This is a genomic window from Caproiciproducens sp. MSJ-32, from assembly GCF_018918055.1.
In the GTDB taxonomy this organism is placed as follows: domain Bacteria; phylum Bacillota; class Clostridia; order Clostridiales; family Clostridiaceae; genus Clostridium.
The window spans coordinates 1-9,975 of the sequence record NZ_JAHLPS010000013.1; the positions used below are offsets into that span (position 1 = coordinate 1).

Annotated in this window: 8 protein-coding genes; 3 read left to right on the plus strand and 5 right to left on the minus strand. The window is 28.2% G+C overall.

All coding sequences use genetic code 11. From position 1 onward, the window contains the following. Positions 1-208: 208 nt before the first annotated feature. From purB to KQI16_RS01510, 5 genes are all read right to left on the minus strand, one after another. A complete protein-coding gene (gene purB / locus KQI16_RS01490; RefSeq protein WP_216431663.1) occupies positions 209-1,639 on the minus strand; it encodes an adenylosuccinate lyase in 1,431 nt (476 codons plus the stop codon). 42 nt (positions 1,640-1,681) lie between these two features. Further along, on the minus strand, positions 1,682-2,968 hold the full coding sequence (locus KQI16_RS01495; protein ID WP_216431664.1) for an adenylosuccinate synthase: 1,287 nt from the start codon (positions 2,966-2,968) through the stop codon (positions 1,682-1,684). A gap of 284 nt (positions 2,969-3,252) precedes the next feature. After that, complete coding sequence (locus KQI16_RS01500; RefSeq protein WP_216431665.1) at positions 3,253-3,891, minus strand: TIGR04100 family radical SAM protein; 639 nt, start codon at positions 3,889-3,891, stop codon at positions 3,253-3,255. Positions 3,892-4,125: 234 nt separating this feature from the next. Beyond that, positions 4,126-4,431 (minus strand): hypothetical protein, encoded by a 306-nt coding sequence (locus KQI16_RS01505; RefSeq protein ID WP_216431666.1) that lies wholly within the window; start codon positions 4,429-4,431, stop codon positions 4,126-4,128. A gap of 106 nt (positions 4,432-4,537) precedes the next feature. Next, complete coding sequence (locus KQI16_RS01510) at positions 4,538-5,332, minus strand: DUF368 domain-containing protein (protein WP_216431667.1); 795 nt, start codon at positions 5,330-5,332, stop codon at positions 4,538-4,540. Between the two features lie 181 nt (positions 5,333-5,513). Between KQI16_RS01510 and KQI16_RS01515 the strand changes: the two genes are divergently transcribed. The 3 genes from KQI16_RS01515 to KQI16_RS01525 all read left to right on the plus strand — a co-directional run. Beyond that, positions 5,514-7,238 (plus strand): ABC transporter ATP-binding protein, encoded by a 1,725-nt coding sequence (locus KQI16_RS01515; RefSeq protein WP_216431668.1) that lies wholly within the window; start codon positions 5,514-5,516, stop codon positions 7,236-7,238. An 11-nt stretch (positions 7,239-7,249) separates the two neighbouring features. Next, positions 7,250-8,983: an ABC transporter ATP-binding protein gene (locus tag KQI16_RS01520; RefSeq protein ID WP_216431669.1), complete on the plus strand. Its 1,734-nt coding sequence runs from the start codon at positions 7,250-7,252 to the stop codon at positions 8,981-8,983. A 496-nt stretch (positions 8,984-9,479) separates the two neighbouring features. After that, on the plus strand, positions 9,480-9,975 hold a 496-nt coding region (locus KQI16_RS01525), incomplete at its 3' end, for a hypothetical protein (RefSeq protein ID WP_216431670.1).

Sequence of the window (9,975 nt, forward strand, 5' to 3'; positions counted from 1 at the left end):
ATTAAAATCTTGATTTTTTTGATAAACTATAATTTATTTTATTATTTATTATCATTTACGAGGATATTGTTTAAGTGTATATATTTTGCTTACTCTCATTTTATAACGACTTATAATTATTACAACCAAAACTTTAAATAAAATAACAAAGAACAATAGTAAATTTAAATATAAATTTTCCTATTGTTCTTTGTTATATTTTTATATTTTATACCGTTATCTCTGCTTCTTCTCCTAATAAATCCTTGTTTTTTTCTAATATCGGCTTAACTGCTTCATTTATAAAATCTAATACTTGATTTTCTGCTCTTCCAGTAAATTTTTTAGCATCTAATATATTCTTTGCTTTTTCTTCATCTAGACTAAAACTTGGATCATTTATTAATCTTTCAATAAGATCATTATCTAAACCTTCTTCTTTAACTTTCCTTGCAGCTTCCATAGAGTGTACCCTTATCTTTTCATGAAGTTCTTGTCTATCTCCACCCATTTTAACTTCTTCCATTAATATATTTTCTGTTGCCATAAATGGAAGCTCTTTATTAACATGAGTTTCAATTACTTTTTCATAAACTACTAAATTACTTGAAATATTCATATATAAATTTAAAACTCCATCTAAAGCTAAAAAGGCTTCTGAAACAGAAAGTCTCTTATTAGCAGAATCATCTAAAGTTCTTTCAAACCATTGAGTAGAAGCTGTAATTGCCGGATTCATTGAAGTTACCAAAACAAATCTTGCAAGGGCACTCATTCTTTCTGATCTCATAGGATTTCTCTTATAAGCCATAGCAGAAGATCCAATTTGATTCTTTTCAAATGGTTCCTCTATTTCTTTCATACTTTGAAGAATTCTTAAATCATTACTAAACTTATAAGCACTTTGAGCAATTTCGGATAAAGTATTTAAAATAATCGAATCTACCTTTCTTGGGTATGTTTGACCTGTTACACTATAACTTTCCTTAAAGCCCATCTTTTCTGTAACTATTCTATCAAGGGCTTTAATTTTTTCTTCATCACCATCAAATAATTCCATAAAGCTAGCTTGAGTTCCTGTTGTTCCCTTAACGCCTCTAAATCTTAGCTTATCTATTACAAAATCTAGGTTTTCTAAGTCTAATAATAAGTCATGAATCCAAAGGGTTGCCCTCTTTCCAACTGTTGTTAATTGGGCTGGTTGAAGATGAGTAAAGCCTAAAGTTGGTAATCCCTTATATTTTAAAGCAAAGTCTTTTAAATTCTTTATTACATTAATAATCTTTTTTCTAATTAAAAGTAATCCTTCTTTCATTATAATTAAATCAGTATTATCTCCAACATAACAACTTGTAGCACCAAGATGTATAATTCCTTTTGCTTTTGGACATTGAACACCATAAGCGTAAACATGACTCATAACATCATGACGAGTTTCCTTTTCTCTTTGAATTGCTACTTCATAATTAATATTTTCTACATTATCTTTTAATTCTCTTATTTGTTCATCTGTTATGTTAATTCCAAGTTCTTTTTCACCTTCTGCCAAAGCTACCCAAAGACGTCTCCAAGTTTTAAATTTCATCTCATCTGAAAATATATATGACATTTCTTTTGAAGCATACCTGCTGTTTAATGGGGTACTATATGTATTTCTCATTTTTATCTCCTTTTAAAATTACTATATAGATTTTCTATTAGTCTAAATTTCCTTTAAAACAATTGTTTGATCTCTCTTTGGTCCTACTGAAACTATTGAAATTGGAACTCCAGTAAATTTCTCAATTCTTTTTAAATATTTCTTAGCATTTTCAGGAATTTCATCATAGCTTCTAGCATCAGCTGCACTGTCATCCCATCCCTCAAATTCTTCATATATTGGCTCACACTTAGCTAAATCTTCTAAGCTTGCTGGGAAGTAATCTATCACTTTATCTTCAAATTTATATCCCACACAAACCTTTATTTTGTCAAGACCAGCTAATGTATCAATCTTGGTTACAACTAAATCTGTAAGTCCTGAAACTCTTGCTGATGTTTTTAATATAACAAGATCAAGCCAACCACATCTTCTTGCTCTACCTGTTGTAACGCCAAATTCTCCACCTTTTTGTCTTATCCATTCTCCTGTTTCATTATCAAGTTCAGTTGGAAATGGACCTTTACCTACTCTTGTTGTATAAGCCTTAGCAACTCCTACTGCTCCGCTTATCATCGTTGGTCCAATGCCTACTCCTGAGCAAACTCCCCCTGCAGTTGTATTTGATGAAGTAACAAAAGGGTAAGTTCCATAATCTATATCAAGTAACATCCCTTGAGCTCCTTCAAATAAAACTTTCTTGCCACTCTTTATAGCATCATATATCCTAACAGAACTATCTGCTACAAAAGATTTTAATCTCTTTCCAAGTTCAACATATTCCTCATAAATTGTATCAAAGTTTAGTTCTTCACCATTATAAACCTTAGTAATAATATCATTTTTGCTTACTATTGTTTCCTTTAATTTTTCTTTTAAAACCACTGGATTTATTAAATCACAAACTCTAATCCCACTTCTTTCAGCTTTATCTGTATAACAAGGACCTATTCCTTTACCAGTTGTTCCTATGTTATTTTTTCCTCTTGCTTCTTCTTTTAATTTATCTAGAACTTTATGATATGGCATTATAACATTTGCTCTATCGCTTACAATTAATTGCTCTGGTGAAACCTTAATACCTGCCTTTTCTAAATAATCAAGTTCTTCAAAAAAGGCTTTTGGATCTAATACTACTCCATTTCCAATAATATTTAACTTATCCTTATATAATACACCTGATGGTATTAAATGAAGCTTATATTCATTTTCTCCAACTATAACCGTATGTCCTGCATTATTTCCACCTTGAAATCTTACTATTACATCGCTGCTTTCTGCTAGAAAATCAGTCATTTTTCCTTTACCTTCATCGCCCCATTGAGCTCCTAAAACAATAAATCCTGCCATACTTAATCTCTCCAATATCCTTTAAATTTGCGATAAAAAATATCACTTAAAAATACTAACAAAGAAAAGTTTATACAGTCAATAAATTTACCTTAATCTTAACCTATTAGAACAATAATTATTTATTATATTAGATATAAGCAAAAATTATATTTAAATATAGTAATATAAATAATAATTATATATTTTATTAATAAAATAAAAGTTCATTATTAGTATTTTTAAATAATAAAAAATAATACTGGAAAATAAAATTTCCAGCATTATTAAATCCATGAGAATTTCTATTCAAAAGGACGAACTCTTAAGGGAATTCCAATATTATCACATACTTTTTGACAAGCCTTTATTTCTTCTTCTCCAATACAATCTACAACTGTAAATACAACCTTGGGTACATACTTTTTACAGTTTACCGCATATTTTAGCATAGCATCAAAAGATTCTAGCCCAAACTTATTTCTAGTTATTCTAAGATATTCTTCTGCATTTGATGCATTAAGACTTATTGATACAGTATCAATTAAACCTTCTAATAACGGTGCAGTATCCTTTTTGTGTATCAAATCTGCTAGTCCATTAGTATTTATACGTAAAGGTATATTAGTTCTTCTCTTTAAATATTTTGCAATTTCTATAATATCATAAAGTCGGATAGTTGGTTCTCCGTAGCCACAAAAAATAACTTCATTAAATTGATCTAAATCATACTTTTCAAACTCCCCAATTATTTCTTGCGCTGACGGTTCCCTTTTTAACCAAAGACTATTAGTTTCAACCATTTCCTTAGTGTTTCTTAAGCAAAAAGTACATGCGCAAGGACATTTATTAGTTAAATTCACATAAACTTTTTCTTTTTTAATTATTTTTATATCCTTTAAATTTGTAAAATCACCATTCTGTAGAGTATATAAAATAACCATCTTTCTTCATCCTTTCTATTTATAAATTATTAATTTCCATTTTAAATCATATATAACAAAAAATAAAGTATTTCATCCCCTATATTAATATATTTACTCCCAAAGAACTTATTGCACTATGCTACTATTAGCTAACTTTTCAGCAAGTTCTATTGCTTCCGATCTATTTTTAGCTGGTTCAGCAATATATAATCCATCTTTACTAGACCATCCATAAGAATTCTCTTGGGTTTTCTAACAAAAAATAATCAAAATTTCACTAAATTTATTATTACATAATAATTCACCAAAATATTTACTGCTATTATCTATATTTAACGATACTATTTTTGCAGTGTTATCTGAAAATAATAATTCTTTATCAGATAATGTCCATATATCACCATAAAGATCTATTGATATTCTTCCTATAAAACTATTTTCTTTAAATAAATATTTATTATAGATACCTATAACTTCTATTATTACTTCTTCAATATAATCATCATTACCAATATTTCTTTGAATTCCCTTTAAACTTATATTAATGTTATTTGTCATTATTTTATATTATACCATTATATTCCATTAAGGCGAAATAATATATTTTTATATTTAAAAATAAAAATTACTTAGGTTAGTTTAGATACCTAAGTAATTTTATCTATTAATTCCTGCTAATATAATAAGTAAAGATAAATCCTATTATAGCAAGTATAATCCCTATTACACTTTTCATTCCATCAATTCCAGGAAAAACTGAAAAAACTGATCCTAATATAAATCCAAAAATTAATATATATGTTTGTTCAGGAAATTTTAATAACAAGATTTCAATAAATCTTGCAGTTACTAAAGTCCCAACTATCCCTCCAATTGCTATAGGTATTAATATAGGTATATTTAACTGGGCAACTGCAGTTATCACCGTATTATAAAGACCTAAAACAAATAGCATAAAAGAACCGCTAATCCCTGGCAAAATTAATGCTATAGCAACAACTACTCCACCTAAGAATAAATATAAAAAGTTTAAAGGAGTTAAATTTTGTATAACGGCTGATGCATCATTATTTGGTGTTCCCATCATATATACAATCACAAAACCAGCAATTAAATATAATATACTGCTTTTTTTAAGCCCCTTTACTGCAGCCTTTCTATACATTAGTGGTGCTCCACCTAAAATTACACCAATAAATAAATAACCAATTTGAATTGGAAAATTATCAAATAATGTTTTTACAATATTACTAAAAGCAAAAATTCCTATTACTGCTCCAAGTCCAACTTCTAGCAATAATCTATATTGATTTTTAAAGTCCTTTAATATATTATTTACAGCATGCAATAGTTTATCATATATTCCAAAAATCATTGCTATAGTTCCTCCACTTACACCTGGAACTAATTGTGATATACTTATTACAACACCTTTTAAAAAATTTTTTACTGTTTCCATCTTGCACCTCTTATTATATTTTTTATATTTTGTTACAATTTTACATATTACATTTTGATAATATTGTCATGATTATGCTATTTAAACAAAAGTATTAAAATTTATATTTATTAATATTAATGTATTTAATTGAAAAACTATATAATATTAAATTCTTTTTCATAGTTAAAGGAGTGATCTAATGAAAAAAGTTATTCCCTTTTTTAAATCCTATAAGAAAGAACTGATTTTAGGACCATTATTTAAGCTTATAGAAGCCATATTGGAACTTTTTATTCCAATAGTAATGATAAAAATTATTGATATAGGAATTCCGAATAATGATATTAATTATATAATTAGAATTGGATTTATTCTTATATTGCTAGGTTTAGTAGGTCTTACTTTTGCATTAATATGTCAATATTATGCTTCCATTGCTTCCCAAGGAATAGGAGCAAATATTAGGACAGCATTATTTGAACATATAAATAAACTTTCCCATAAAGAAATTGATACTATAGGTACCTCCACTTTAATTACACGATTAACAAATGATATTACATTAATTCAAAATGGTATTGCAATGTTAATTAGATTAGGTACAAGGTCCCCTTTTGTTATTATTGGCTCTACAATTATGTCCTTTGCAATTAACTTTCAGCTAGCTTTAATATTTTTAATTACAATGCCTATTATATCAATAATACTCTATATAATCATGAAAAAATCAATAAAAATTTATAAAGAAATTCAAAAAAAATTAGAAAATATTTCTCTTATTACTAAAGAAAATATTGAAGGAGTTAGAGTAGTTAAAGCTTTTTCAAAAGAAAAAAGTGAAATTAAGAGATTTAAAAGCAAAAATAATGATTATTATGAAGAAAATATAAAAGCTTTGAAAGTTTCTTCTCTATTAAATCCTCTTACTTCAGTTGTTATGAACTTTGCTATTGTCTTTATACTATATTTTGGAGCTAACAAGGTAAACTTAGGCATTTCAACCCAAGGAGAAATTATTGCTCTAATAAATTATATAACACAGATATCATTAGCTTTAATTGTCTTCTCCCAACTAGTGATTACTTTAACAAAAGGATATACATCCTTAATTAGAGTTTCAGAAATATTAGAAGTTAAACCTAGTCTAATAGAGAATAATAATGAACTCAGCATAACTTCGACAACTAAAAAGATGCCATTAATAGAGTTCAAAAATATTTATTTTTCTTATAATGATTCTCAAGAATATTCTTTAAAGAATATTTCTTTTAAAATCAATAAAAATGAAACTGTTGGTATAATTGGAGGAACAGCTTCAGGAAAATCTACAATAGTTAATTTATTATGCAGGTTTTATGATGCTACTAAGGGTGAAATACTAATTAACGGTATTAATGTAAAAAGCTATTCTCTTAAGGAATTAAGAAATTTAATTTCTTTAGTTCCTCAAAAGTCAGTTTTATTTAGGGGAACAATAAGAAGTAACTTGGAACTAGGAAATAAGAATTTAAAGGATGAAGATATAAAGAGAGTTCTAGATATATCTATGGCATCTGATTTTGTAAATAAATTAAAAGATAAATATGATGCAGAAGTATTGAAAGGTGGAAAAAACTTCTCTGGCGGTCAAAAGCAAAGACTTTCTATTGCCAGAGCCTTAGCTAAAAATTCAGAGATATTAATTTTAGACGATAGTCTAAGTGCCCTAGATTTTGCCACAGATCTACAAGTCAGAAAAAATTTAAAGGAAAAAGTTAAAGATAAAACAATTATAATTATTTCTCAAAAAGCAAACAGTTTAAAAAATGCTGACAAAATTATTGTATTAGACAGTGGAGAAATTAAAGACATTGGCACTCATGATTATCTATTAAAAAACTGTGAAGTGTATAAAGAAATTTATTATTCTCAAAACAAAAACTAGGAGGTGACTTTATGAATATTAACCTAATAAAAAAACTCCTTATATACATAGAACCTTATAAAAAATATATATTCCTATCTATTATAAGCAGTATTATATATGTTGCTTTAACTCTCCTTACCCCTGTTATTATTGGTGAAGGAATTGATTATATTGTCTATAAAAATAATGTTGATTTTGAAAATCTAATTAAAATAATCGGTATTTTAATAGCAGTTTTCTTGATTTCATCTATATTTCAACTTATAATGACTAGAAGTACCAATATTCTTTGTTATAAGACTATAAAACAGCTTAGAATGAATTTATTTGAGAAGCTAAATAAAGTTCCATTAAAATACATAGACGGTAATTCTACCGGCTCAATAATAAATACTGTAATTAATGATCTTGAAACAGTTTCTGATGGATTGATTCAAAGCTTTTCTCAGCTTTTTACAGGAGTTTTAACCATTGCTGGTACTTTTATTTTTATGTTATCAATTAATTATAAAATTGCTCTAGTTGTATTTTTTGTAACTCCTATATCACTATTTACAGCCTCAGTAATTGCTAAAGCATGTTACTCAATGTTTACAAGACAATCTGAAGTACGTTCAGAATTAACAGGCCTTATAGAAGAATTAATAAGCAATCAAAAATTGGTAAAATCCTTTAATTATGAAGAAACTGCCTTAAAAAAATTTAATGAGATAAGTAAAAGGCTTTATAACTATGGACAAAAAGCTCAATTCTATTCAGCTATAACTAATCCTGCAACACGATTTGTAAATGGGATTGTTTATACCTTAGTTGGTGTCTTTGGAGGTATTTTAGTAGTTAAAGGAGCCATAAGTGTTGGAAATTTATCCGCTTTTTTGAGCTATGCAAATCAATATACAAAACCCTTTAACGAAATTTCTGGAGTAATTACTGAACTTCAAGCTGCCTTTTCTTCCCTTCATAGAGTCTTTAATATTCTTGAGGAAGAAAACGAAATTGAGGATCCTAATAATGCCATTGAACTAGAAAATTGTAATGGGTATGTTGAACTAAATAATGTTAATTTTTCTTATAGTAAAGCTGCTCCTCTTATTGAAAACTTAAATTTAAAAGTAAAACCAGGTGAAAAAATAGCAATAGTTGGTCCAACGGGTTCTGGGAAGACTACCCTAATCAACTTACTTATGAGATTTTATAATATTAATTCTGGCGAAATAAAAATAGATAATATTAATATAGAGAAAATTAAAAGATCGAGTGTTAGGAGCTTATATGGAATGGTTCTTCAAGATACTTTCTTATATCAAGGAACTATAAAAGACAATATTGCCTATGGAAAACCTAATGCCTCTATGGAAGAAGTAATTGAAGCTGCAAAAAAGGCCCATGCTCACGATTTTATCGTAAAACTTCCACAAGGTTATAATACCGTTTTATCTGAGGATTCATCATTATCTGAAGGTCAAAAGCAGTTACTATCAATTGCCAGAGTTATGCTATCCAAACCTTCTATGTTAATACTAGATGAAGCCACAAGCAACATAGATACTCGTACTGAAATATATATTCAAAAAGCTTTTAATGAACTTATGAAAAATAAAACAACCTTTATAGTTGCCCATAGGTTATCTACAATTAAAGAAGCTGATTTAATTATTGTAATGGATAATGGTAAGGTTGTAGAACAAGGTAATCACAAAGAGCTTCTTGAAAAAAGGGGTTTTTATGCTAAGCTCTACAACAGTCAATTTGAAACTACTTAATTTATAAATAAGATAATATATTAATATAGAATTTTTATTTCTTAAAGTCCAGCAATAAATTTGCTGGACTTTGCAATATAAAAAAGATATGACTGCCAATCGAATTATAAAAAATATCACATCTCTTTTTAAATTTTCTTCAATTTAACTACTATTAAAGATATCTATTAGCCTTTTTTATACTTATACCTATTCCAATAAAAATTAATGATATCACAAATAATGTTGCAATAATAATGAATATTATTCCTAAAAATAGTCATTTAATTAAATCTGGATTGCAGATATAGGTTTGTCTTTGTTAGTAAGCCGAGTGCAAAGGATTTTGTATCTTTCGGAAGTGTATCGACAATGGTAGAAAACACGGTAAGTGTTGACAGTATGTTCAATGATTTTGAATAGGCGGAAGGTGCGAATAGAAGGGTATGAGTTAAGAGTTGCGATTTGAGAGAGCAGAAGGAAAAGGCAATAGAAGAAAGGCAGGGTTGCACGTATTATGAAAAATACGTTAGATGCGATAAAGTATGGACTTGAAAACTTAGATGTAAGTCCAAAAGAGCTATTCAAACTAATAGAGTCATCGAAAGGGTATGACGGCACCGACTACAAAAGGTGGTTGGCGAATGAGATTATCAAGCTGGCTGAGAAAGACGGGATTGGGTACTCTCAGCTACTCGCTAAGTGGTTTAATCTGATTCAAAATATAATAGAGGAGTATGCTGACGATTCCTTAAAAGAGTACTTCGAACGGTATATTAAGGAATTAGCAGAAAACAACAAGATATTCACAGTGGGTATCAACAATGAGAGAAGCACCTTTGGTATAGGCGCAGAGGTAGATGACATTGATTGGTATGATAGGGTAGATTTGCCGTACAACTATGATTTTCTGGATACCGTGGAGAAGTTTGGCTCTGATATAATCGAGAACTCAGGTGTAACGATTATCTATAAAAGCAATCCAAAGGCGGTATTTAAAAAGAACAGTGCAT

Bases quoted from the DNA above. Each gene is read 5' to 3' on its own strand.
- purB (WP_216431663.1), bottom strand. From the start codon at position 1,639: ATGAGAAATACATATAGTACCCCATTAAACAGCAGGTATGCTTCAAAA.
- KQI16_RS01495 (WP_216431664.1), bottom strand. From the start codon at position 2,968: ATGGCAGGATTTATTGTTTTAGGAGCTCAATGGGGCGATGAAGGTAAA.
- KQI16_RS01500 (WP_216431665.1), bottom strand. From the start codon at position 3,891: ATGGTTATTTTATATACTCTACAGAATGGTGATTTTACAAATTTAAAG.
- KQI16_RS01505 (WP_216431666.1), bottom strand. From the start codon at position 4,431: ATGACAAATAACATTAATATAAGTTTAAAGGGAATTCAAAGAAATATT.
- KQI16_RS01510 (WP_216431667.1), bottom strand. From the start codon at position 5,332: ATGGAAACAGTAAAAAATTTTTTAAAAGGTGTTGTAATAAGTATATCA.
- KQI16_RS01515 (WP_216431668.1), top strand. From the start codon at position 5,514: ATGAAAAAAGTTATTCCCTTTTTTAAATCCTATAAGAAAGAACTGATT.
- KQI16_RS01520 (WP_216431669.1), top strand. From the start codon at position 7,250: ATGAATATTAACCTAATAAAAAAACTCCTTATATACATAGAACCTTAT.